A 21,702-nucleotide genomic window follows, 5' to 3' on the forward strand; every position below is an offset into this window, starting at 1 on the left:
GGACGTCCTGAGCTATGAAATTTCGCACCTTGGCGACTGCGGTCGTCGTGGCGAGCCTCGCCGCGCCAACGGCGCAGGCGGGCTTCCTGGACTTCCTGTTCGGACGCCGGGCGCCAGCTCCCGTCGAGGAGTACCGCGATCCGCCCATGGCGCCGGCCCCGCCGAGGGTCGATCGCGCGCCTGTCCGGGCGCCGCAGCTCTCGCCGAGGGAGCAGCTCGCGCGCACGATTGATCCGGTCGTGAATCCCGACTGGCATCTGGTGGATCCCACCCTGCGGCGGGGCGACGTGCTGTTCCTGGCGGACCGCGTGGTCGTCTTCACCGGCGGGCGGATCGGCGACGCCAGCAGCTACGCGCCGCTCGAGAGCAGCCGCACCGTCAGCCCGACCGAACGCCGCGCGCTGCGCAAGATGGCGGGCCGGGCGGCGCAGGACGAGCCCACCGAGCCGAAGGAGCGGCGCCGCCGGACCGTGAAGCCCGCCGGCGCCCGTCTCGCGACCTCGTTCTGAGGCCGCCCGCAATTCAGGCCGGGATGCGCAGGACCTGGCCCGGATAGATCTTGTCCGGGTGCTTGAGCATCGGCTTGTTGGCTTCGAAGATGTCGTTGTAGCGGCTGGCCTTGCCGTACTGGGCCTCGGCGATCTTCGAGAGGTTGTCGCCCTTCTTGACGGTGTAGAACTTGGCGTCCGCGCCCGGCGCGTCGACCTTGAGCTGGTCGTCGACCTTGGCGACGCCGAGCGTGTTGCCGGCGGCGAGGATGATCTTTTCGCGGATCTCGTTCGACGGCGCGGCGCCGGTGATCTTCACCGTATCGCCCTCCACGGACACGTTCAGGTCCTTCGCGTCCAGCCCGTGCTTCTCGATCTCGGCCTTGATCTTGTCGGCCGGCGCGGCCTCGGCTTCGCTCGCGCCGAACAGCTTCTCGCCCACGTCCTTGATGAAGTCGAACACGCCCATGAACCGTCTCCTGTCGTCGATTGTCGTTAGGAGGGCTCATATAGCGCCGGCGCGGCGGACCGACAGGCCGGGGCCTCGCGCTTAGGCCGCCCGGTTCTCGCGCAGCGTCATGGGCTGGAGGCGCGGCGCGGCGCCGGCCGGGGCCACGAGCGCGTGGTCCGGCGGCACCAGCGCCCACCGCTCGCGCGAGCCGTCGAGCGGCTCGGAGGCGACGAGCAGGCGGTCTTCGCTCTCGCTCCAGTAGAGCGTCGGCGGACGGTCGTCGGAGGACCAGCGGAAGGCGTAGAGGTCGCGGCCGTCGGTGAGCGCGGCGGCGAAGCGCAGCGGCTCGGTCACGCCTTTCGCCCGCATCTTGCGGGCGACCGTCTCGAGCGTCGCGGTCACGGCGCGGACGGGATCGTCCTCCGCGCCGGCGGCGATGGCCGCCAGGAACAGCGCCTCGGAATCCGTGCCGCCCATCCGGGCCGCGTAGAGCGCGTCGGGGATCATGCCCTCGACCGTCCGGCGCATCTGCGGCCAGCCGCCGATCTGGCCGTTGTGCATGAACAGCCAGCGGCCGTAGGCGAAGGGGTGGCAGTTGGCGCGGCTGGTCGCGGGGCCCGTGGAGGCCCGCACGTGGGCGAAGAACAGCCGGGCGCGGATCTGCCGGCAGAGGTGGCGGAGGTTTTCGTCGGACCAGGCCGGGAGGGTTTCGCGGTAGAGCCCGGGCTCGTCGCGGTCGGCGTACCAGCCGACGCCGAAGCCGTCGCCGTTGGTTCCCGTCACCGCCTCGGCGGCGTGCAGGCTCTGGTGGATGAGCGAATGCGCGGGCGCCGCGACGAAGGTCTCGAGGTAGGTGGGGGCGCCTCGGTAGGCGATCCAGCGGCACATGGGCGGGCGCAACAGGGTGAACGACGGGTTAACGCTCGCCGGCCCGCGGTAAACATCGGGTTAACCGCCGGTTACGGCGCCCGGTTTCGGTTGGCCTGCGACGCCGCGGACGGTACGTCTGGGGTCACCGGCCGCCACGCCCGGCCTCGAACCCAAGGTCGACCGCCTCCATGACAGTCCGCCCCCGGCGTCCGCTTCCTCCGCTCGCGGGCCTCCTCGCCCTGGTCCTCGCCGTTGGTCTGGCGCTCTGGGCGCTCAGCCCCTGGCTCGCGACCGTCATCCACGGCCATGTGGACGGCAAGGCGCTGTCGCTCGTCTGGACGCTGCCGCTGGTCGGGCTGCTGCTGTCGATCGCGGTGATGCCGCTCGCGGCGCCCCATGTCTGGCACCACCACTACGGCAAGATCGCCGCAGGCTGGGCGCTCGCGCTGCTGGTCCCGTTCGCGGCAGTCTACGGCGTGGGGCCGGTGGCGAGCGAGACGATCCACGCCGCGCTCGGCGAGTACCTGCCCTTCGTGGTGCTGCTGTTCTCGCTGTTCACCATCTCCGGCGGCATCCTGGTCAAAGGCAACCTGCACGGCACGCCGGCGCTCAACACCGCGCTGCTCGCGATCGGCACGCTGCTCGCCAGCGTCATCGGCACCACCGGCGCCTCGATGGTGCTGATCCGCCCGCTGCTGCGCGCCAACGACCAGCGCCGGCGCAACGCCCATGTGGTGATCTTCTTCATCTTCCTGGTGTCGAACATCGGAGGCTCGCTGACGCCGCTCGGCGACCCGCCGCTGTTCCTCGGCTTCCTGCAGGGCGTCGACTTCTTCTGGACGACGACCAACGTCGCCAAGGAGACCGCGGTGCTGGTGGCGATCCTGCTGCCGGCGTTCTACCTGCTGGACCGCTGGTTCGTCTCCCGCGAGCCCTTCATCCCGAAGCCCGACCCCACGCCCGACAGCCGGATCGGCGTCGCGGGACTGCAGAACCTGCCGCTGCTCGCCGGCGTCGTCGCCGCCATCCTGATGAGCGGACTGTGGGACAGCGGCGTCGAATTCGACGTGTTCGGAACCCACGTCACGCTGCAGGCGCTGCTGCGCGACCTCATCCTCGTGGGCCTCGCGCTGGCCTCCCTCGCCATCACCCCGCGCGACTTGAGGGAGAGCAACGGCTTCGACTGGGAGCCGATCCGCGAGGTCGCCAAGATCTTCGCCGCGATCTTCGCGACGCTGATCCCGGCCCTGCTGATCCTGAAAGCCGGGACGGAGGGGGCGGCCGCGCCGCTGGTCGCGCTGGTCTCGCGGCCGGACGGAAGCCCCAGCGACGCCACCTACTTCTGGCTCACGGGCATCCTGTCGAGCGTGCTCGACAACGCCCCGACCTACCTCGTGTTCTTCAACCTCGCCGGCGGCGACGCGCAGCAGCTGATGGGGCCGCTCGCCTCGACGCTCGCGGCGATCTCGGGCGGCGCGGTGTTCATGGGCGCCCTCACCTACATCGGCAACGCCCCGAACTTCATGGTGCTCGCCATCGCCAGGAACCGCGGCGTCGCGATGCCGAGCTTCTTCGGCTACATGGCCTGGTCCTGGGGCGTCCTCGGCCCCTGCTTCGTGCTGCTGACGCTGCTGTTCTTCGAGTGGTGAGACGGAGCGTCAGGCCCGCCTCCGCCCGGCGCCCGAGACCATCAGGTTCGGCCTGAGGTCTCGGGCGCTCGTCGGAGCTGTGTCTCTTACTTGGCGTCCTTGCACCACGACGACGACGCCTCGCGGCACCGGGCGGCGTAGCTCTGCGACAGCTTCTCGGCCGCGGCCCACTCGTCCTCGTCGACGGAGTTCGTGCTGTTGGCGTCCATCGCCTCGAACGTCGGCACCTGCTCGATCTTCAGGTTGGCCGAGTTCTTCCTCCACTCGACGCTGTCGATCTGACCGTTGCCGTCGGTGTCGATCGACTTGAAGCTCGGCCACTCGGCTGCGATGGCGGGAGCCGCCGAAAGCAGAAGGACCGCAGCGAAAGCGACCAGTTTCTTGGTCATTTGCGTATTCTCCCTAGTGTCGTTAGTGACCCCCGCAACTGTGGGCGCGGGCCCTGCCGCCTGTTTTCGGCCGCTTTCCAACGGGCAGATACTCGCCAAGCTTTATCAATGGCACTTCTTCCCGATTTTGGCCGGGACATAGTCGTAGGCGCTGCGATACGTCGCCTATACGCCAAGCGACCGCGCCGGGACGACGTCAACGCCACGTCAAGACATCGCCTTTGGCCTCGGCCTGCGACCTGGCCCGCGGCGACGTCGGGCGACCGCGCTCCCCCTTACGGCTGCACCACCAGGAAGCAGAACGTCGCGAACAGCACGAGGTGGATCAGACCGTAGAGGATGTTGGTCCGGCCCGTGCCGAAGGTGAGCAGCGCGACGGCGAAGGTGACGAGCAGGAGCACCGTGTCCTTGGAGTCGAGGCCGAGCTCCAGCGGGGCGCCGTAGAGCAGCGACAGCGCCGCGATCGCGGGGATGGTGAGGCCGATGGTGGCGCAGGCGGAGCCGAGCGCGAGGTTGACGCTCTTCTGCAGCTTGTCGGCGCGGGCGGCGCGCACCGCGGCGCTGAACTCCGGCAGCAGGATCAGGAAGGCGACGATGACGCCGGCGACCGCCGCCGGCGCGCCCGCCGCCCGCAGGCCGACGTCGACGGTGGCGGTGAAGGTCTTGGACAGCAGGATCACCACCAGCAGCGCGGCGACGAGGAAGCCGAAGGAGATCAGCGTGGCGCGGTTGCTCGGCTTGTGCGCCTTGTCCGCCACCTCGTCGTCCTTGATGACGACGGCGAAATACTCCCGGTTGCGCACCGTCTGGGTGTAGAGGAACGCGAGATAGATCGCGAAGGTCGCGACGCCCGCGAAGGCGAGCTGGCTGGAGGAATAGGCGCCGCCGGGCGCCGCCACCGTGTGGTTCGGCAGCACCAGCGACAGGGCGCAGAGCGGGATCAGGACCGCGAGATAGGCGTTCGCGCCAGTGACGCGGAAGCTCTGCTCCTTGTGGCGCAGTCCGCCCATCAGGATGCAGACGCCGACCAGCCCGTTGCCCACGATCATCACCACGGCGAGGATGGTGTCGCGGGTCAGCGTCGGGTTCGGGTCGTCGCCGAGCAATGCGGAGGCGAGCAGCGCCACCTCCATCACCGTGACGGACATGGCGAGCACCAGCGTGCCGAAGGGTTCGCCGGTGCGGTGGGCGATCAGCTCCGCGTGGTAGACCGCCGCGAACACCGCGCCGAACAGCACGGGGATAAGCGCGACCGCAACCACGAGGCTGAGCGTCGAGCCGTCGTAGCCGCCGTCAAGGCCGAGAACCTTGAGCGCAGCGACGAAGGCGAGCCCGACGAGCGGCGGCGCCCACGCGGAGACGGGCGTCCTCGGCTCGACGTGGGACTGACGTTCGGCGGCGGCGGCGACGGATGTCATGACGTGCGGTGGTCTCCGGCAGGCGCGCTCGCCGAGGGACGACGAACGCATCGGCGCGCTTTGCGGCGTGAGCAGGATGGATTATCCGATCCCGGGTGTAGGACAGTGACGCCCGGTGTCCACCCTTCCCTCCGCTTCCGGCCCTACCCTGCGTCGAACAAGAGCGTGATGACCACCCCACCAACCGAGCCGCTGACCGATCCCCTCGTGGCCCCCGAGACGCTCGCCGCCGCCCCGCGGCCCGACCATCTGCTGGTGACGGAGATGGTGCAGCCGGGCTCGCGCGTGCTCGACGTCGGCTGCGGCGACGGCGCGCTGCTCAATCTGCTGATCGCGCGTCGCGGCGTGGACGGGCGCGGGATCGAGCTGTCCCAGTCGGGCGTGAACGCCTGCGTGGCGCACGGCCTGTCGGTGATCCAGGGGGACGCCGACGCCGACCTCGGGGCCTATCCCGACGACGCCTTCGACTACGTGATCCTGTCGCAGACGCTGCAGGCGACGCGCCGCCCGAAAGAGGTGATCGAGGACCTCCTGCGCATCGGCCGTCGGGCGGTGGTGTCGTTCCCGAACTTCGGCCACTGGCGCACCCGCATGCAGTTCCTCACCGAAGGCCGCATGCCGGTGAACGCCAATCTGCCGGAGGCCTGGTACGAGACGCCGAACATCCACCTCTGCACCATCCGCGACTTCGTGGACCTGGTGGAGATGCTGGGCGCCCACATGGAGCGCGCGGTCGCGCTCGACGCCACGGGACGCCCCGTGCGGGTGAACGCGCCGTGGTGGTTCTGGAACCTGTTCGGCGCGCAAGGGGTGTTCCTGCTCAGCCGGGACTGAGCGGGCGGGTGATTCAGCCGCCTTCGCCCCCGCTCGGTGGTCCCCCTCCCCCTTGCGGGGAGGGGTCAGGGGTGGGGGTGGCGCAGAAAAAAGCTCGTCGGGAGAGCCGCGCGGGCTCGCCGGGCGTACGTCGGCGTCAGAGGCTTATCCGGGGCCACCCCCACCCCCCGGCCCCTCCCCGCAAGGGGGAGGGGAGAAGATGCGCGGCGGCCTCTACGGCGCAGGCGCCGGCACGCCCACGGGCGCCGGCGACAGCGCGGGCGCCATCTTGACCCGACGCGTCGAGCGCGCGGGAAGCGGGCGCATCACCTGCTTGGTCGCCTCCACCAGATGCACGCCCGCGAACGGCGCCCACAGCCGCGCGCCGAAGCGTTCGAAAGCGAAGGCGCTGCGCAGCATCAGGCCGCGCTCGACCGGCGGCATGAACAACGCCTCGTCCCAGCCTTCGGGGGTGAACAGCGCCTCGCGCAGCAGGTCGGTCAGCTGGCTGCGGCTGAAGGGCCGGCCGTGGCCGAAGGGGGTGGCGTCACTCTGCGCCCAGGCGCCGCGGCGGTTGGGCGCGACCACGATCAGCCGGCCGCCGGGCGCCAGGCAGCGCCAGGCCTCGCGCAGCACGTCCGCCGCGCTGTCACTGGTCTCGAGCACGTGGATCGCGAGCACCCGGTCGACGGCCGCGTCGGGCAGCGGCCACATGTCGGCCTCCACCAGGGCCGCGGCGTGGGGCGGCTCCGGCGGCCAGGCGATGACGCCCTGCTGCGCGGGGCAGAGCGCCAGCAGCCGCTCCGCCTCCCCCCGGAACACGCCGAGATAGGGGCTCGCGAAGCCGACCCCGAGCACGCGCAGGCCGGAGGTGGCGGGCCAGCGCGCGCGCAGCTTGCCGCGCAGGATGCGCCGGGCGATCTCGCCGAGCGGCCGGGCGTAGAAGTCGCGGAGATCGACGACGTCGAGCGGCATCCGCGCGTCAGGCCAGACAGGCGTCGAGGGCGGCGCGCAGCGTCAGGCCGTCGAAGGGCTTGGTGACGACCTGCGTCGGCCCGTCGTCGAAGGCGGCGCCGAGCTCGAAGTCCGCCCGGCCGGTGGCGAAGACGACGGGAAGGTTCGGGCGCTCGTCGCGGCACCAGCGGGCCAGCGCGTCGCCGTCCATGTCGGGAAGGCCGAGGTCCGCCAGCACGAGATCGACCGGCTTGCCCTCGCGAATGACCGCCTGGGCGTCGGCGGCGGTCCGCGCCTCGATCACCTGATGGCCGAAGCTCGCGAGCAGGTCCGCGACCCCCATGGCGATCAGCGCGTCGTCCTCCACCAGCAGCACCGTGACGGGCCCCGCCCGGACGGCGCGCGGCTCCGGCGGGGGCGCGGACGCGTCCAGCAGGCGGCGCAGGCGCACGGCAAGCTCGTCCTGTCGGTAGGGCTTCTGGATGAGGTGGATGTCGGCGTCGATGCGGCCGTGGTGGACGACGACGTCCTCGGCGTAGCCCGACATGAACAGCACCTTGAGCTCCGGCCGCGTGGCCTGCGCCTCGCGCGCCAGTTCGGGCGGGTTCGGCTGCCCCGGCATCACAACGTCGGACAGCAGCAGATCGAACCGCTCGCCGCGCTCGAGCAGCGCCGCCGCCTCGCGGGTGGAGCCCGCCGCGGTGACGGCGTAGCCGAGGGCGGCCAGCAGATCGGCGACCGCCCGGCGCACCGCGTCATCGTCCTCGACCACCAGAATGCTCTCGCCGCGGCCGCGCATGTCCTCGATACCCGGGGCCTCCTCCGCCGCGGCCGGCGCGGCGTGGGTGCGCGGCAGGCTGAGGCGCACCGTGGTGCCGGCGCCGGGCAGGCTCTCGATCTCGATGCGGCCGTTCGACTGCTCGATGAAGCCCTGCACCTGCGGCAGGCCGAGGCCGGTGCCCTTGCCCTCCGGCTTGGTGGAGAAGAACGGCTCGAACACGCGCGACAGCGTGCGGGCGTCCATGCCCGTGCCGCTGTCGGCGACGCGGATCTCCAGCCGGTCGCCGTCGACCGGGTCCACCAGGTTCCGCACCGCGATGTCGAGCGTTCCGCCGCCGGGCATGGCGTCGCGCGCGTTGATCGCGAGGTTGAGCACCGCGTTCTCGAGCTGGGCCGGATCGACCAGCGCCGTCCAGTGCGGCGGGGCGACGTCGATGCGCACGATGACGGTCTCACCGAGCGTCCGCTGCAGCAGGTCCAGCATCGAGGCGACGAGCTCGGCGACCGCCACGGCCTTGGGCGCGAGCGGCTGGCGGCGGGAGAAGGCGAGCAGCTGGCGCGTCAGCTTCGCGCCGCGGGCGGCGCCCGCCATCGCGTCCCGCAGCCGCCGCTCGATCTGCGGCGTGCGCAGTGCGGCCGCCGGCCCGGCGAGGTCCAGCGCCAGCAGGTCGAGGTTGCCCTTCACCACCTGCAGCAGGTTGTTGAAGTCGTGGGCGATGCCGCCGGTGAGCTGACCGACCGCCTCCATCTTCTGCGCCTGACGGAGCTGCTGCTCGGCGCGGCGGCGCTCCGTCAGGTCGCGCGCGGAGCCGACGATGCGCGTCGAGCGCGCCGGGCCGATCGTGACGGGCGCCAGCGTGACCTCGAACACCCGCTCGCCGCCGTCGCGCTCGACCGTCTCCTCGTAGCGCACCGGCTTTTTGGTGCGCAGGCACTCCGCGAGGTTCGCCGCCAGCCGGTCGGCGGCGGCGGCGCCCAGCATCAGGCGCAGCGACAGCCCGCGCACCTCGTCGCGCCGGATCGCGAAGGCGCGCTCGATCACGCGGTTGACGGTCTCCACCACCACCCGGCCGTCGGGCGCGGCCTCGATCACGAAGACGCCATCGGTGGTGTTGTCGATGTAGGCGGCGTAGAGCGCGTCGACCTCGGCGCGCTCGGTCTCGATCGAGCGCCGGCCCGCGATCTCGACCTCGAGCCGGCGCTCGGCGTCGACCAGGTCGGCGGCGCGGTCGGCGGCGATGCGCTCGAGCTCGCGCCGGCGGCCGGCGAGCTCCTCGCGGGCGCGCACCACATCGTCGATGTCGGTGGAGGCGCCGAACCAGCGCACGATCTCGCCCTCGGCGTCGCGCACCGCGCGCGCGCGGGCGAGGAACCAGCGCCAGGCGCCGTCGCCCGCGCGCCGCAGCCGGTACTCGGTGGAATAGGGCTCGCCGCTCGCGAGGCTTCGGCGCCAGGCGTCTTCAGCCGGCTCAACGTCGTCCGGGTGGACGTAGTCGGTCCAGACGTTGCGGCCGTCGCGGTGGACGGGCATGCCGGTGTAGTCGTGCCAGCAGGAGTTGTAGTAGTCGGCGACGCCCTCCGCGTCCGTCGACCACACCATGTGCGGCATGGCCTCCGCGAGGGCTGCAAAGCGCGCCTCGCTCTCGGCGAGCTTGCGGCGCAGCTCCGTCTCCACGCTCCCGTCCGCCGCGGACTCGGCGTCTCGCGACGCAGGAACGTGCGGCAGTATCAGAGGGCTTACGACGGTCATCGAACGGCATCCGCGCTGTGCGACGCTGACTGGAGGGTCCACCGAAATCCCCGAGCGGACCGGCCCCGCCAAAACGCTAGCACGAAAGCCGGGCGGCGTGTCGACACCCCCGTGACGCGTCGGCGAACGGACGGCTATCGGTCAGGCGAAGGGCGCGTCGGCGCCGTCCTCCGGCGGCCCGTCCTGGGCGCGGGGCTGCTCCGGGCGGCGCTCCGCGACGCGGCGCGGGGGCGTCCGCCGCTGCGCGATCTCGCCCGCGAGCCGGAGCGGAGGGGCCTCGCCGTCCTTGTCCTCGCCCATGTAGAGCGTCATGTGCGGGAACGGCATCTCGATGCCGCGCGCGTCGAAGATCTCCTTCAGGATCTCGTTGTAGGCGCGGCCCGCGGCCCACTGCTTGCCGGGCTGGGTCTTGATGCGGGCCCGCACGGTGATCGCGCTGTCGCCGAACACGGTGAGTCCGTGCATCTCGAACGGCCCGATGATGGCCGGGCCGTGCTCGGTCTCCTTCAGCCGGTCGAAGGCCTCCTGCATCGCCTCCTTCACCTCGGGGATGCTCTCGCGGTAGGCCACCCCGATCTGGGCCATGTGGTAGCTGAAGATCTTCGTCGCGTTCGAGACGCTGTCGACCGACGAGAACGGGATCAGGTGGTAGACGCCGTCGATGGAGCGGACGCCGACCGAGCGGATCGTCAGGTGCTCGACCGTTCCGGTTATGCCCGCGATCTTGACGTTGTCGCCGGTGTTCATGGCGTTCTCGAACTGGATGAACGCGCCGGTGATGATGTCCTGCACCAGCTTCTGGGCGCCGAAGCCGATGGCCAGGCCGAGCACGCCGGCGCCGGCCAGCAGCGGCGCGATGTTCACGCCGATCTCCGACAGCGCCAGCATGGCGACCAGCACCACCAGCACGATGGTGAAGGCGTTGCGGAACAGCGCGAGCAGCGTCTTCTCGCGCGCGGTCGGGACGGCGCCGTAGTTCGGGTTCAGCCGGTACTCGACCCAGGACGACATCGCGAGATAGGCGGCGAGGCCGACCAGCAGGATCAGGCCGGCGGAGATGACGGAGGCCGCGACCCGCGCGCCGGCCTGGCTGGAGATCCAGCCGGCGAAGTCGAGCAGCGCCCAGCTCTGCGCGATCGCGAGCAGCACGGCCAGCAGCACCACGACGCGCACGACTTTCAGGATCGCCGGCACGAAGGCGTTGAGCCGCGTCTCGAGCAGCGGCAGCCGGTTCCGCACGTCCTCCGGCAGGCGCATGCCGCCGGAGATCACCCGCGAGATGAAGGCCGATACGAGCGCGCCGATCGCGACCGCGGCCAGCGTCTGCAGCGTCGCCGTCGCCATGAAGGGCAGCGCCTCCTGCGGGTTCACCAGCCAGACCACGAACAGCGCCAGCAGCCAGCCGATCGCCGCGACGTGCCAGTAGCGCGCGAGAAAGCCGTAGAGCGCCGAAAGCGCGTCGCTCGACGTCGCCTCGGCGCCGCCCGCGAGCGCGAGCCGCACCCGCTCCCGGTTCTGCAGCACGATCGCGAGCGACATCATCAGCGCGGTGAAGGCGACGACGACGCGCACCGCCTGCGCCGCTCCGGGCGAGACCGCGGCGGTGAGGATGGGCGCCACGAACAGGAACGCGTAGCCCAGCAGGCTGACGAGGCGGCTGCCCCAGAAGTACCAGTAGGCGGCCGCCTCGTCCGACAGCGGCAGCGCGCGCAACGACCCGTAGTTCGGCGACAGGGCGGCGCGCATCAGGACCTTGGCGAGTTCGATGAACAGGAAGGCGTTGAGGTAGAGCGCCTCCTGGATGTGCATCACGCCGGTGACGCCGAACTGGATGGCGAAGACGTAGCCGCCGGCCCAGGCGACCGCGACCATCAGCGCGTCGACCACCAGGCTGGCGAGGACAAGCGGAACGTGGACGGCGAGCCGCCCGCTGGCGGCTTTGCGTCCGATCCAGCGGTAGAACGGAATGCCGGCCGCGCGGATCGCGAGGAAGCCGCCGAAGGTGACGCCGATGGTGGCGGCGACCGCGATCAGGCGGCCCCAGTTGGCCTCGATCCCGGCGCCGCCGGCGGTCACGATCGACGACAGGTCGCCGACGAGGCGCGCGCTGGCGGCGACGAGGTTCGCGCCCTGCTCCGCGACGCTGCGGGTGTACTCCGCGACGCGCCGCGCGAAGGTGGGCTCCGGCGTGCCCTCGGCGGATTTCGCGGCGTCGACGGCCGCGGCCTCGGTCGCCGGCGCGCTGGGCGTGTCGCCGCCGGAGGCCTTGGTCTCGGCGGTCGGCCCCGCCGGCTGCCGCGGCGTCGCCGCGGCCTTCAGCCGGCCGATCAGCTCTCTGCGGGCCGTGTCGTCTTCGAGAACGCGGATGAGGGCGTCGACGTCGGGCGCAGCAGGCGCCTTCGCCTCGGACGCCTCGGACGCCGCGGCGTCCGGCGTCTGGGCGAAGACCGGCGACGGCGCAAGCGCGAACGCCGACGCGAGCACGGCGATGGCGAGGACGAGACGGCGGAGGATCATGAAGGGGGCTTCGCTCAGCGCACGGTCGACGGGACAGGCGGATGTAGGCCGCGACGCCCCGCCGCACAGTCGCCGATGGTCGGTCGAGCCTGATGGGAGATTGGATCCGGCGTGAAGCGCGCCGCGTCATGCCCCGATTTATCCGGGGCATCCAGGCATTCAGGGCAAGGCGCTCGACGGGCGCCTCTGGATTCCCCGGATAAGCCGGGGAATGACGCGTGTCGCGGCCTTCGCCTCTGCCTTTCCCGATGGGCCCTCAGTCCTTTTCCAGCTCCGAATGCGACTTGAGGGCCTTCCCGCCGTCCTCCTGCTCCACGAGGTAGGCCGGATTGTCGGCGGTGGCGCGGCGAACGATCTTCGCGCCCTTGATCGTGCGCTGGACCCGCTTCTGGAAGACGTCCGCCACCTTCCCGCTCGCCCGCCCCTGCCCCCAGCTCCACGACACCTTCGCGCCCACGCCGTAAGCCTTCGTCATCCCTCACCTCGTCCTGCCTCGATGTCGCCAGCGGGGAAACGCCGGCTCGGGACGGCCCGTTCCGGGGCGGACCTTCCGATCGACGGGGCCTTCTGATCGTCGTGCAAAGGCCGTAAGGTCCGACCGCCTCTCCCTGACCCCCGACGGAGACCCATGGCCTCGGACGCAACCCGCGACCTGCTCGCCCGGCTTGTCGCCTTCGACACCACGAGCCGCAATTCGAACCTCGCGCTGATCGAGCACGTGGAGGCCTATCTCGACGGCCTCGGGATCACTCATGAGCGCGTGACGGACCCGCACGGCGGCAAGGCCAACCTGTTCGCGACCATCGGGCCCGCCGACCGCCCCGGAATCGTGCTGTCGGGGCACACCGACGTGGTGCCGGTGGACGGCCAGGTCTGGGCGTCCGATCCCTTCGCGCTGGCCCGCCGCGACGGCAAGCTCTACGGCCGCGGCGCCTGCGACATGAAGGGCTTCCTCGCGGTCTGTCTCGCGCTCGCGCCGGAGATGAAGGCGATCGCGCTGAAGACGCCGATCCATTTCGCCTTCTCCTACGACGAGGAGGTCGGCTGCCTCGGCGTGCGCGGCCTGCTGGACGTGCTGGCGGCCCGCCCGGTGAAGCCGCTCGGCTGCATCGTCGGCGAGCCGACCGACATGCAGGTCGTCATCGGCCACAAGGCCAAGCGCTCGCTGATCGCGACGGCGAAGGGCACGGGCGGCCACTCCTCCCGCGCGCCGGAGTTCGTCAACGCGGTGGAGCACCTCGCGGAGCTGGTGACGGCGACGACCGCGATCGGCAAGCGCCTCGCCGCGTCAGGCGCGCGGGACGAGCTCTACGACGTGCCGCACACCACCGCCCATGTCGGCGTCTTCAACGGCGGCACGGCGCTCAACATCGTGCCGGACGAGGCGACGACGGAGTTCGAGTTCCGGGTGCTGCCGACCGAAGACCCCGACGCGCTGGTGGCCGAGATCCGCGGCGTCGCGGAGGAGATCGAGGCCGAGATGAAGGCCCGCGACCCCCGCGCCTCGCTGGACCTGCGGATCAAGTCGGAGTTTCCCGGCCTGTCGACCGCGCCGGAGGCCGAGATCGTCACGCTGGCGAAGCGCCTCGCCGGCCGCAACGACCACGCCAAGGTCGCCTATGGCACGGAGGCGGGGCTGTTCGTGGAAATGGCCGGCATCCCGACCGTCATCTGCGGCCCCGGCTCGATCGGCGAGGCGCACAAGGCCGACGAGTTCGTGACCGAGGCGCAGCTTGGCGCCTGCGAGGACTTCGTCCGCAAGCTGATCGCGCACTGCGCGGCGTGAGACGACCGCGGCTTCGCTGGGGGGCGCAGAACGAATGCCGCGGAGACACGCGCTCCGTCGTCCTCCGGCTCGACCGGAGGACCCACCGCCGACGTCGCGCTCGACCTCGGACATGGATGGTCCGGTCAAGCCGGACCATGACGGCCGCGGGGGAATGTCCCTCAGTTCTGAGGAGACTCAGCGCGGCAGCAGCACCCAAAGGTCGAGGTCGAGCACCACCGAAGGGTGGTCCTTGCCGTCCTCGGTCTTCAGCGGGAAGGCGCCCGGCGCGTCGTTCTTGAGGCCGACGAGGCGGACGCGCAGGGCGCCGACGTCGTCGCGGCCGGGCAGCGTCTGCTTGTCGAGGATTTCCGACCAGGCGTAGAGCGTGTCGCCCGCGAAGATCGGCGCGACATGCCGGCCGCCGTTGATGGCGGCGACGTGGAAGGCGTTCTCCAGCCCGTTGTACATCAGCCCGCGGGCGAGGCTGATGACGTGGCCGCCATAGACCAGCCGCCGGCCGATCTTGCTCGACTTCTGCGCGTGGTTGTCGAAGTGCACCCGGGCGGTGTTCTGCCAGAGGCGGGTGGCGAGCTGGTGCTCGGCCTCCTCCACCGTCATGCCGTCGACGTGGTCGATCCGCTCGCCGACCGCATAGTCGTCGAAGCGGCGGGGGCTGCCCGAGAGCGCGTCGTCCCAGGCCGAGAGATCGATGCGCGGGCAGGCGCCGCCGATCTCGGCGGGGTCCACCACCGCGGGAAGGTCGGGCACGACGGTGTCCTGGATCGGGCGGCCGCCCTGGACCCGCACCAGCACCCAGCGCACGTACTCCAGCACCAGCTCGCCGTCGGCCCGGGTCCCCCGCGTGCGCACCCACACCACGCCGGCGTCGCCCTTCGAGGTCGGGCGCACGCCGATGACCTCCGAGGTCGAGGACAGCGTGTCGCCGGGATAGACCGGCGTCAGGAAGCGACCGGCGGCGTAGCCGAGGTTGGCGAAGGCGTTGAGCGAGACGTCCGGCACGGTCTTGCCGAACACCACATGGAAGGTGACGAGATCGTCCACGGGGGAGCGTGGGTAGCCCAGCCCTTGGGCGAAGGCGTCGGACGACTGGACGACGTAGCGGTTGCCGTAGAGCGCCTGGTTGAGCGCGAGGTCGCCGAGCGTGACGGTGCGGGGAGTGGCGTGGCGGATGACGTCGCCGACGATGAAGTCTTCGAAGAACCGTCCCGCTCCGGCCATGCCGCGTCGCTCCGTCTTGGTTTTATCGCAGCGCACATCTGCCACGTTGCGGCGCGGCGGGCGACATCGACGTTCGTCTTCTGCGTGCGTTTCCGGAGAGTGAACGCGATTGCGCGATTCCAACCATGCCGCTTCACCCCGCCTTCAAGCCCGGCGTGCCACCTTCCGGCCATGGCCACTGGACGTCGGCGACGACGTCTTCCGGTCGATGGATTTCCCAGGAGGGGCTGATGTCGCTGAGCGATGCTCGGGAACAGATCGCGGTCGCCGCGACGTATGACGTCGCCGCCAGGGCGCGCCGCGCGCTGACCTTCGAGCGGGCCGGCCGCTTCGGCGACGCCTGGCGCGAATGGGAGGCGCTGCGCGCGACCGAGGGCCGCCGGGCCGACTGGAACGCGCCGCTCGCGGCGAGCTACCTGCGCTTCGCCTTCGACTGGACGGCGGACGGCTCGCCCGAGCCGCTGCACGAGGCCGAGGAGGCGCTGGTGCGCGGCGTCGCGATCCTCAGCATCGATCTCGCCGAACAGCCCGACGACGTGGCGCGGCTGCTGCTCATCGCCCGCGCCTGCGAACAGCGCTGCCTGCTGCGCGCCTACGGCGAAGGCTGGACTCGCGCGGCGCGCTCAGCCCTCGAGGCCGGCGAGGCGCCGGAGGTGACGGGCGATCCGCGCCAGATCGCGGCGGCGGGGGCGGCGGCGACGGCCGCGCTCGACCTCGTGGCGATCCACGCGCCGTCGCTCGCGACGCTTGCGACCGAACTCGCCCAGAGCTGCCTCCGTCTCGCCGCCACGCTGGAGGCGAGCGGGGCCGGAGACGAGGCCGCCGGCCTGATGCTGCGCGCGGAGACCGTGTTGAGGGGGCCGACGGCGCCTCAGCGCCGCCCTGCGCTGATCGCGATCGAGGGTGGAGCCCCCGAGGAGCGCACGCCGCCGCGGCGGCCCGCGCTCACCCTCGTCACCAGTCGGACAGCTTGATCTCGTCCGACCACTCGACGTCCGGAACCTCCTTCACGATCGCCTGGCCGCAGATCACGGTCGCCTTGACCGGATCGTAGGTCAGCGACGGATCGCCCTGCAGCGCCCAGCCCTGGTTGAGCGCCGCGGAGACGCGCCGGCAGAAGGCCGCGTCGTCGGGGCCGGTGAGGAAGCGGTAGAGTTTCATGGGAGCCTGACAGGAGACGTTGAGCGCGTCAGCCGCGCTTGCCGTAGCGGCGGTCGAACTTGGCGACCTCGTAGCGAGCCCAGACGAGGGCCATGACGCCAAGCGCAAACGCGCCGGCCGGAACGCCCCACTGGAACCAGAACGGGATTTCCATCGCCTCAATCCTCGCTGCGCAGCCAGCTGAGAAGAACCTGCGCAACCGAATGTAGGCCGACCGCGAGCAGAATCCAAACAAGAGCCGCCGGCGTGAACGTGCCGCCGATGAACGGAACCAGCACGGCTGCGCCGAGCACCGTCAGCCCGACCGTGTTCACAGAGCCCGCGAGCAGCTTCAGACGCTCGTTGATCCGTTTCGCGCGGATGCGGCGCTCGGCGTCCTCCGGGGCGATGGCCATGTCGGAGATCCGTCGAGCGCCGCCTCGCTTGAGCCTTAGGCCGCCTTCTTCAGCAGCCCGCGGTTGGCGAGGCTTTCCGCGATCTGCACCGCGTTCAGCGCCGCGCCCTTGCGGAGGTTGTCGGAGACGATCCACATCGCGAGGCCGTTGTCGACGGTCGGGTCCACGCGGATCCGGCTGACGAAGGTCGCGAAGTCGCCGACGCACTCGACCGGCGTCACGTAGCCGCCGGGCTCACGCTTGTCGACGACCAGGATCCCCGGCGCCTCGCGCAGGATGTCGCGCGCCTCCTCGGCCGAGATCGGCTTCTCGAACTCGATGTTGACCGCCTCCGAGTGGCCGACGAAGACCGGCACGCGGACGGCGGTCGCCGTCAGCTTGATCTTCGGGTCGAGGATCTTCTTGGTCTCCGCGACCATCTTCCATTCCTCCTTCGTGAAACCGTCCTCCATGAAGACGTCGATGTGAGGAATGACGTTGAAGGCGATCTGCTTCGGGAACTTGCCGACGCCCGGCTCCGGCGCCTGGTTCACATAGATGCCCTTGGTCTGGTTCCAGAGCTCGTCCATGGCGTCCTTGCCGGCACCGGAGACGGACTGGTAGGTCGACACCACCACGCGCGTGATCGTCGCCGCGTCGTGCAGCGGCTTCAGCGCCACGACGAGCTGCGCGGTCGAGCAGTTCGGGTTCGCGATGATGCCCTTCTTGGTGTAGCCGGCGACCGCGTCGGCGTTCACCTCCGGCACCACCAGCGGCACGTCGGGGTCCATGCGCCACACCGACGAGTTGTCGATGACGATGGCGCCCTGCTTGGCGATCTTGGGCGACCACTCGCGCGAGACCTCACCGCCGGCCGACATCAGGCAGATGTCGATCCCGGTGAAGTCGAACTGCGCGAGGTCCTTGCATTTCAGAGTTCGATCGCCGAACGACACTTCGGTCCCGAGGCTCCGGCGCGAGGCCAGCGCGACGATCTCGTCGACCGGGAACTCCCGCTCTTCGAGGATGTTCAGCATCTCGCGGCCCACGTTGCCCGTGGCGCCCACGACGGCGATCCGATAACCCATCTCCAACTCCATCGGCCCGGTTTCGACCGCGGCCGTCTTGCTCTCGTTCGCGGCGCGACGCCGCGCGATGTGAATGGCCCCGTTGGGCCGAGATTGCAAGAAATTCACGGAACGAGAGCCGGCGAAACGACGTTGCTTCCATGACCGACGCGGCTCAGTCCCGGGACGCGGCGTTTCGTCCAGAGGAGGCTGCAATGCGCCGCATTGCGTATGGAACGACCGCGTTCTTGCTCGCGGCGGGCGTCGCGCTCGCCCCGCTCGCCGCATCCGCGCAGACCCGCGACCGCGCCTCGCCCGACCGGGGCGTGGCGATCACGATCCGGAAGGCGCCGAGCTACCTCAACACCCGCACCGTCGCCCGCCCGATGACCGGCGCCGACTACCAGACCTCGGCGCTCTACCAGTCGTCGACGCCGACACGCGGCCCGGGCGGCTTCGAGCGCTGGCCGCTGCCGTCGACCTTCGACGTTCCCGGCTACTGAAGCGGCCCGGCTCAAGGCCGGGACACGAGCGCGGCGTTTCCGTCGTCTTGACCGTACGGCGGCGGGGACGACCCGCCGCCGTACGGCGCCTTACGCCGCGAGCAGGGTCTCGAACTTCGCGACCACCGCCTGGCCCATCTCCGCGGTCCCGACGCGGGTCGCGCCGTCCGTGTAGATGTCGCCGGTGCGCAGGCCGTCGGCCAGCACCTCGGAGATCGCCTTGTCCAGCGTGTCGGCGAGATCGGGGCGGCCGAGCGAGTACTTCAGCGCCATGGCGACGCTCGCGAGCATGGCGAGCGGGTTCGCGACGCCCTTGCCCGCGATGTCGGGCGCGGAGCCGTGCACGGGCTCGTACATGGCGGCGCGCTTGCCCGTCACCGGGTCCTCGGCGCCCAGCGAGGCGGAGGGCAGCATGCCGAGCGAGCCGGTCAGCATCGAGGCGACGTCGGAGAGCAGATCGCCGAACAGGTTGTCGGTGACGATGACGTCGAACTGCTTCGGTGCGCGCACCAGCTGCATGCCGAGCGCATCGGCCAGCATGTGGTCGAGCGTCACGTCCTCGAAGCCGTCCTTGTGGGTCGCGGTGACGACCTCGTTCCACAGCAGGCCGGACTTCATGACGTTGCGCTTCTCGGCCGAGGTCACGCGGTTGCGGCGGACACGGGCGAGGTCGAAGGCGACGCGGGCGATGCGGTCGATCTCGTAGGTGTCGTAGACCTGCGTGTCGATCGCGCGCTTCTGGCCGTTGCCGAGATCGGTGATGGTCTTGGGCTCCCCGAAGTAGACGCCGCCGGTGAGCTCGCGGACGATCATGATGTCGAGGCCTTCGACCAGCTCGGGCTTGAGCGAGGAGGACGCCGCAAGCGCGGGGTAGCAGATCGCCGGGCGCAGGTTAGCGAACAGCATCAGCTCCTTGCGCAGCCGCAGCAGTCCGGCCTCGGGGCGCGCGTCATAAGGCACGCCGTCCCACTGCGGGCCGCCGACCGCGCCGAACAGGATCGCGTCGGCCGCGTGCGCCTTGGCCATCGCGCCGTCGGAGATCGCGACCTTGTGCACGTCGTAGGCCGCGCCGCCGACGAGGTCTTCCTCGATCTCGAAGGACAGCAGGCCCTTCTGCTCGATGAAGGCGAGCAGCCGGCGAACCTCGCCCATGACCTCGGGGCCGATGCCGTCGCCGGGGAGCAGCAGGAGCTTGTGGGCGGCCATGGGTCGTTCCTCGCGTGGCGTTGCTTTTGCGGGGTCTTTAGGCGGCCTAACGGGGCCTTGGCAAGGGAGCTTGCGCGCTCAGGCATGCCAGACCGCGAAATGGCGTGCAGCCGTCGTGCAGGGGCAGAACAGGACGCGGGCGTCCCTCCCCCGGAAGGGGAGGGTGGACGGGCGAAGCCCGGCCGGGTGGGGTGGGTTTGAGATCGAGCGCGTCGGTCGCGGGACGCTCTACGCCCGAAGACCCCACCCGACCTCGGCTCCGCCGAGGCCACCCTCCCCAAGCTCCGCTTGAGGAGGAATCCCTGCGCTTGTCCCGGCGAGAGCTGACGGCGGCTGAGGTCCGCCAGGAGACCGGCCTCACAGAAACCGCCCGCCCCGCTCCAGCACCTCGATCTTGTAGCCGTCCGGATCGCTCACAAAGAAGAACCGCGCAAAGGGCTTTCCCTCGCGGTCGAACTGCTTGAGCGCTCCGGGGTTCAGCCCGGCGGCCTCGAACCGGGCGTGCTCGGCGGCGAGATCGTCCACGGAGACGGCGAGGTGGCCGTAGCCGTCGCCGAGATCGTAGGGCGCGGCGCGGTCGCCGTTGACGGTCAGCTCCAGCTCGAAGCCGGTCTCGGAGTTCGACAGGTAGATCAGCGTGAAGCCGTCGAAGGGGTAGCGATCCGCCACCTTCAGGCCGAAAGCCGCGTCGTAGAACGCGACCGAGCGCTCCTCTTCGAGCACCCGGATCATGGAGTGGATCGCCTTGGCCATTCTGGTCTCCTCGCGCTGGATAAGGGCGGCGACACCAGAACGCGACGGGTCGGCGCAGGTCAAAAGAAAGGGCCCCGGCGTCGCCGCCGGGGCCTTCGTTTCTTCCGTGCCTCCAGCCGTGGCCGGAAGCGTCAGGTCACTCGCGGTTGCCGAACAGCGACAGCAGCATCGTGAACAGGTTGATGAAGTTCAGGTACAGCGACAGGGCGCCCATGATGGCCTTGCGGCCCATGACCGCGCCGTCGTCGCCGGCGTAGTACTCTTCCTTCAGGCGCTGCGTGTCGTAGGCCGTGAGGCCCGAGAAAATCAGCACGCCGAGCACCGACACGACGAACTGCACCATCGACGAGCCGAGGAAGATGTTGACCACGCTCGCGATGACGATGCCGATGAGGCCCATCATCAGGAAGGTGCCCATCCCCGAGAGGTTGCGCTTGGTGGTGTAGCCCCAGAGGCTGAGTGCGCCGAAGGCGGCCGCCGTGATGAAGAACACCCGGCCGATCGAGGCGCCGGTGTAGACGAGGAAGATCGACGACAGCGACAGGCCCATCAGGCCCGCGAAGACGTAGAACGCGATCTGCGCCGTCGACACGCTCATGGTGTGCAGGCGGGCCGACAGGAAGAACACCATGCCGAGCGGGGCGAGCATCACCACCCACTTGAGCGGGCTGGTGAAGAGCATGTAGCCGAACGAGGTCAGGTACATGCCGCCGCGCAGGGCGTATTCGGTCGGGGTCGAGCTCACCGCCATCATGAAGGCGCCGATGGCGACGAAGCCGGTGATGGCCAAGCCGAGCGACATGTAGTTGTAGACGCTCAGCATGTAGGACCGCAGGCCCTGATCGACCGACGCCGCCGGAACGGAGGCGCCGCCGAAGCCGGTGCGGCCATAAACGTTGCGTTGGGAGTCGGGCATAGAGTGCGGTCCCCTCAAGAACAGCTGAAATCGGGCCACCGAAAATCGGCGCCACGTATTGCCGTCGATGATATGGGGATGGGCCCTAGGCGCACAAGTTCGAGAGCGCCTTTGGATTCTGACATCTTCGTCAGATGGCGCGCCGTCGGGGCCGCGGAACCGGGCGACCGATCTCGATCACGGTGCGGGGACCGATGCGGCCGGCGAGCCGCTTCAGCACGGCGGGCGCCAGCGCGACGCAGCCGGCGGTCGGCGTGAAGCCGGCACGCGCGGCGTGCAGGAAGATCGCGCTGCCGCGCCCGGCGCGCACCGGACGGTCGTTCCAGCCGAGCTCGAACACCAGGTCGTAGAGCCTGTCGTCGCGCCACATCCTTTCGTGCGAGGCTGGAAACGGCAGCTTTACCCGTCGGTTGTAGCGGCGATGCCCGACGGCGTCGCACCAGCCGTCGTCGGGCCGGGTCGCGCGTACGGGAAGGCCGGTGGGCGGCCGCGGCGTGCGGTCGGCGCGGCGCCACAGCCGCCGGATGGCGAAGGTCCCGCGCGGCGTGACGCCGTCGCCTTCCCGCTTCGCCAAAGCGATCCCGGCCGGGCCGAGCGCGCAGGGAAAACGGGCCTGTCCGGCGATCACACATCCGC

Annotated in this window: 23 protein-coding genes; 6 read left to right on the forward strand and 17 right to left on the reverse strand. The window is 70.5% G+C overall.

Annotation, left to right across the window (positions count from 1 at the left end; translation table 11 throughout):
* The first annotated feature begins 14 nt into the window (after window positions 1-14).
* A complete protein-coding gene (locus JOD31_RS15020) occupies window positions 15-509 on the forward strand; it encodes a hypothetical protein (RefSeq protein WP_204951228.1) in 495 nt (164 codons plus the stop codon).
* Between the two features lie 13 nt (window positions 510-522).
* On the opposite strand, the gene lysM is transcribed toward JOD31_RS15020, so the two are convergent.
* Both lysM and JOD31_RS15030 read right to left on the reverse strand, forming a co-directional pair.
* A complete protein-coding gene (gene lysM, locus JOD31_RS15025; protein WP_204951229.1) occupies window positions 523-957 on the reverse strand; it encodes a peptidoglycan-binding protein LysM in 435 nt (144 codons plus the stop codon).
* A gap of 81 nt (window positions 958-1,038) precedes the next feature.
* Window positions 1,039-1,827 (reverse strand): class II glutamine amidotransferase, encoded by a 789-nt coding sequence (locus JOD31_RS15030; RefSeq protein WP_204951230.1) that lies wholly within the window; start codon window positions 1,825-1,827, stop codon window positions 1,039-1,041.
* A 170-nt stretch (window positions 1,828-1,997) separates the two neighbouring features.
* Between JOD31_RS15030 and JOD31_RS15035 the strand changes: the two genes are divergently transcribed.
* Window positions 1,998-3,458, forward strand: coding sequence for a sodium:proton antiporter (locus JOD31_RS15035; protein WP_204951231.1), 1,461 nt, complete (start codon window positions 1,998-2,000; stop codon window positions 3,456-3,458).
* 86 nt (window positions 3,459-3,544) lie between these two features.
* On the opposite strand, the gene JOD31_RS15040 is transcribed toward JOD31_RS15035, so the two are convergent.
* Complete coding sequence (locus JOD31_RS15040) at window positions 3,545-3,847, reverse strand: EF-hand domain-containing protein (protein WP_204951232.1); 303 nt, start codon at window positions 3,845-3,847, stop codon at window positions 3,545-3,547.
* A 275-nt stretch (window positions 3,848-4,122) separates the two neighbouring features.
* Window positions 4,123-5,265 carry a calcium:cation antiporter gene (locus tag JOD31_RS15045; protein ID WP_204951233.1) on the reverse strand — a complete coding sequence of 381 codons (1,143 nt, stop codon included), beginning with the start codon at window positions 5,263-5,265 and terminating at the stop codon, window positions 4,123-4,125.
* Window positions 5,266-5,433: 168 nt separating this feature from the next.
* On the opposite strand from JOD31_RS15045, the gene metW reads away from it, so the two are divergent.
* A complete protein-coding gene (gene metW, locus JOD31_RS15050) occupies window positions 5,434-6,099 on the forward strand; it encodes a methionine biosynthesis protein MetW (protein ID WP_204951234.1) in 666 nt (221 codons plus the stop codon).
* A gap of 213 nt (window positions 6,100-6,312) precedes the next feature.
* Here the strand turns inward: metW and JOD31_RS15055 are convergent, their stop codons facing one another.
* From JOD31_RS15055 to JOD31_RS15070, 4 genes are all read right to left on the reverse strand, one after another.
* On the reverse strand, window positions 6,313-7,053 hold the full coding sequence (locus JOD31_RS15055; RefSeq protein ID WP_204951235.1) for a methyltransferase domain-containing protein: 741 nt from the start codon (window positions 7,051-7,053) through the stop codon (window positions 6,313-6,315).
* A 7-nt stretch (window positions 7,054-7,060) separates the two neighbouring features.
* On the reverse strand, window positions 7,061-9,487 hold the full coding sequence (locus JOD31_RS15060; protein WP_271206192.1) for a response regulator: 2,427 nt from the start codon (window positions 9,485-9,487) through the stop codon (window positions 7,061-7,063).
* A gap of 216 nt (window positions 9,488-9,703) precedes the next feature.
* Entirely contained in the window at window positions 9,704-12,079 is a 2,376-nt protein-coding gene (locus JOD31_RS15065; protein WP_204951237.1) for a mechanosensitive ion channel domain-containing protein, read from the reverse strand.
* Window positions 12,080-12,335: 256 nt separating this feature from the next.
* Window positions 12,336-12,554 (reverse strand): hypervirulence associated TUDOR domain-containing protein, encoded by a 219-nt coding sequence (locus JOD31_RS15070; RefSeq protein WP_204951238.1) that lies wholly within the window; start codon window positions 12,552-12,554, stop codon window positions 12,336-12,338.
* A 153-nt stretch (window positions 12,555-12,707) separates the two neighbouring features.
* Between JOD31_RS15070 and argE the strand changes: the two genes are divergently transcribed.
* Complete coding sequence (gene argE, locus JOD31_RS15075) at window positions 12,708-13,865, forward strand: acetylornithine deacetylase (RefSeq protein WP_204951239.1); 1,158 nt, start codon at window positions 12,708-12,710, stop codon at window positions 13,863-13,865.
* Between the two features lie 177 nt (window positions 13,866-14,042).
* On the opposite strand, the gene JOD31_RS15080 is transcribed toward argE, so the two are convergent.
* Window positions 14,043-15,122, reverse strand: a complete 1,080-nt coding sequence (locus JOD31_RS15080; protein ID WP_338100618.1) for a MaoC family dehydratase — start codon at window positions 15,120-15,122, stop codon at window positions 14,043-14,045.
* 194 nt (window positions 15,123-15,316) lie between these two features.
* Here JOD31_RS15080 and JOD31_RS15085 point away from each other — a divergent pair, with 194 nt between their 5' ends.
* A complete protein-coding gene (locus tag JOD31_RS15085) occupies window positions 15,317-16,060 on the forward strand; it encodes a hypothetical protein (RefSeq protein ID WP_204951241.1) in 744 nt (247 codons plus the stop codon).
* On the opposite strand, the gene JOD31_RS15090 is transcribed toward JOD31_RS15085, so the two are convergent.
* Genes JOD31_RS15090 through JOD31_RS15100 form a run of 4 tightly spaced genes read right to left on the reverse strand, consistent with a single transcriptional unit; the run spans window position 16,041 to window position 17,709 of the window.
* On the reverse strand, window positions 16,041-16,247 hold the full coding sequence (locus tag JOD31_RS15090; RefSeq protein ID WP_204951242.1) for a DUF1737 domain-containing protein: 207 nt from the start codon (window positions 16,245-16,247) through the stop codon (window positions 16,041-16,043). The genes JOD31_RS15085 and JOD31_RS15090 overlap by 20 nt on opposite strands.
* 28 nt (window positions 16,248-16,275) lie before the next feature.
* Window positions 16,276-16,401 (reverse strand): hypothetical protein, encoded by a 126-nt coding sequence (locus tag JOD31_RS19660; protein ID WP_271206193.1) that lies wholly within the window; start codon window positions 16,399-16,401, stop codon window positions 16,276-16,278.
* 4 nt (window positions 16,402-16,405) lie between these two features.
* A complete protein-coding gene (locus JOD31_RS15095; RefSeq protein ID WP_204951243.1) occupies window positions 16,406-16,642 on the reverse strand; it encodes a hypothetical protein in 237 nt (78 codons plus the stop codon).
* Window positions 16,643-16,677: 35 nt separating this feature from the next.
* The gene (locus JOD31_RS15100) at window positions 16,678-17,709 is read right to left on the reverse strand and encodes an aspartate-semialdehyde dehydrogenase (protein ID WP_204951244.1); all 1,032 of its coding nucleotides are present in this window, start codon (window positions 17,707-17,709) and stop codon (window positions 16,678-16,680) included.
* 194 nt (window positions 17,710-17,903) lie between these two features.
* Between JOD31_RS15100 and JOD31_RS15105 the strand changes: the two genes are divergently transcribed.
* The gene (locus tag JOD31_RS15105) at window positions 17,904-18,191 is read left to right on the forward strand and encodes a hypothetical protein (RefSeq protein WP_204951245.1); all 288 of its coding nucleotides are present in this window, start codon (window positions 17,904-17,906) and stop codon (window positions 18,189-18,191) included.
* Window positions 18,192-18,281: 90 nt separating this feature from the next.
* On the opposite strand, the gene leuB is transcribed toward JOD31_RS15105, so the two are convergent.
* The 4 genes from leuB to JOD31_RS15125 all read right to left on the reverse strand — a co-directional run bounded on the left by leuB (window position 18,282) and on the right by JOD31_RS15125 (window position 21,694).
* Complete coding sequence (gene leuB, locus JOD31_RS15110; RefSeq protein ID WP_204951246.1) at window positions 18,282-19,397, reverse strand: 3-isopropylmalate dehydrogenase; 1,116 nt, start codon at window positions 19,395-19,397, stop codon at window positions 18,282-18,284.
* Window positions 19,398-19,754: 357 nt separating this feature from the next.
* On the reverse strand, window positions 19,755-20,150 hold the full coding sequence (locus tag JOD31_RS15115) for a VOC family protein (RefSeq protein WP_204951247.1): 396 nt from the start codon (window positions 20,148-20,150) through the stop codon (window positions 19,755-19,757).
* 136 nt (window positions 20,151-20,286) lie between these two features.
* Window positions 20,287-21,066 carry a Bax inhibitor-1/YccA family protein gene (locus JOD31_RS15120; RefSeq protein ID WP_204951248.1) on the reverse strand — a complete coding sequence of 260 codons (780 nt, stop codon included), beginning with the start codon at window positions 21,064-21,066 and terminating at the stop codon, window positions 20,287-20,289.
* 130 nt (window positions 21,067-21,196) lie between these two features.
* Complete coding sequence (locus JOD31_RS15125) at window positions 21,197-21,694, reverse strand: L,D-transpeptidase family protein (RefSeq protein WP_204951249.1); 498 nt, start codon at window positions 21,692-21,694, stop codon at window positions 21,197-21,199.
* Between the last annotated feature and the right edge of the window lie 8 nt (window positions 21,695-21,702).

This window comes from Methylopila capsulata (genome assembly GCF_016907975.1).
In the GTDB taxonomy this organism is placed as follows: Bacteria; Pseudomonadota; Alphaproteobacteria; order Rhizobiales; family Methylopilaceae; genus Methylopila; species Methylopila capsulata.

Bases quoted from the DNA above. Each gene is read 5' to 3' on its own strand.
- JOD31_RS15085 (WP_204951241.1), top strand. From the start codon at position 15,317: ATGTCGCTGAGCGATGCTCGGGAACAGATCGCGGTCGCCGCGACGTAT.
- JOD31_RS15100 (WP_204951244.1), bottom strand. From the start codon at position 17,709: ATGGGTTATCGGATCGCCGTCGTGGGCGCCACGGGCAACGTGGGCCGC.
- JOD31_RS15040 (WP_204951232.1), bottom strand. From the start codon at position 3,847: ATGACCAAGAAACTGGTCGCTTTCGCTGCGGTCCTTCTGCTTTCGGCG.
- JOD31_RS15115 (WP_204951247.1), bottom strand. From the start codon at position 20,150: ATGGCCAAGGCGATCCACTCCATGATCCGGGTGCTCGAAGAGGAGCGC.
- JOD31_RS15045 (WP_204951233.1), bottom strand. From the start codon at position 5,265: ATGACATCCGTCGCCGCCGCCGCCGAACGTCAGTCCCACGTCGAGCCG.
- JOD31_RS15120 (WP_204951248.1), bottom strand. From the start codon at position 21,066: ATGCCCGACTCCCAACGCAACGTTTATGGCCGCACCGGCTTCGGCGGC.
- lysM (WP_204951229.1), bottom strand. From the start codon at position 957: ATGGGCGTGTTCGACTTCATCAAGGACGTGGGCGAGAAGCTGTTCGGC.
- JOD31_RS15030 (WP_204951230.1), bottom strand. From the start codon at position 1,827: ATGTGCCGCTGGATCGCCTACCGAGGCGCCCCCACCTACCTCGAGACC.
- JOD31_RS15055 (WP_204951235.1), bottom strand. From the start codon at position 7,053: ATGCCGCTCGACGTCGTCGATCTCCGCGACTTCTACGCCCGGCCGCTC.
- leuB (WP_204951246.1), bottom strand. From the start codon at position 19,397: ATGGCCGCCCACAAGCTCCTGCTGCTCCCCGGCGACGGCATCGGCCCC.
- JOD31_RS15095 (WP_204951243.1), bottom strand. From the start codon at position 16,642: ATGGCCATCGCCCCGGAGGACGCCGAGCGCCGCATCCGCGCGAAACGG.
- JOD31_RS19660 (WP_271206193.1), bottom strand. From the start codon at position 16,401: ATGGAAATCCCGTTCTGGTTCCAGTGGGGCGTTCCGGCCGGCGCGTTT.
- JOD31_RS15105 (WP_204951245.1), top strand. From the start codon at position 17,904: ATGCGCCGCATTGCGTATGGAACGACCGCGTTCTTGCTCGCGGCGGGC.
- JOD31_RS15020 (WP_204951228.1), top strand. From the start codon at position 15: ATGAAATTTCGCACCTTGGCGACTGCGGTCGTCGTGGCGAGCCTCGCC.
- JOD31_RS15070 (WP_204951238.1), bottom strand. From the start codon at position 12,554: ATGACGAAGGCTTACGGCGTGGGCGCGAAGGTGTCGTGGAGCTGGGGG.
- argE (WP_204951239.1), top strand. From the start codon at position 12,708: ATGGCCTCGGACGCAACCCGCGACCTGCTCGCCCGGCTTGTCGCCTTC.
- JOD31_RS15090 (WP_204951242.1), bottom strand. From the start codon at position 16,247: ATGAAACTCTACCGCTTCCTCACCGGCCCCGACGACGCGGCCTTCTGC.
- metW (WP_204951234.1), top strand. From the start codon at position 5,434: ATGACCACCCCACCAACCGAGCCGCTGACCGATCCCCTCGTGGCCCCC.
- JOD31_RS15065 (WP_204951237.1), bottom strand. From the start codon at position 12,079: ATGATCCTCCGCCGTCTCGTCCTCGCCATCGCCGTGCTCGCGTCGGCG.
- JOD31_RS15035 (WP_204951231.1), top strand. From the start codon at position 1,998: ATGACAGTCCGCCCCCGGCGTCCGCTTCCTCCGCTCGCGGGCCTCCTC.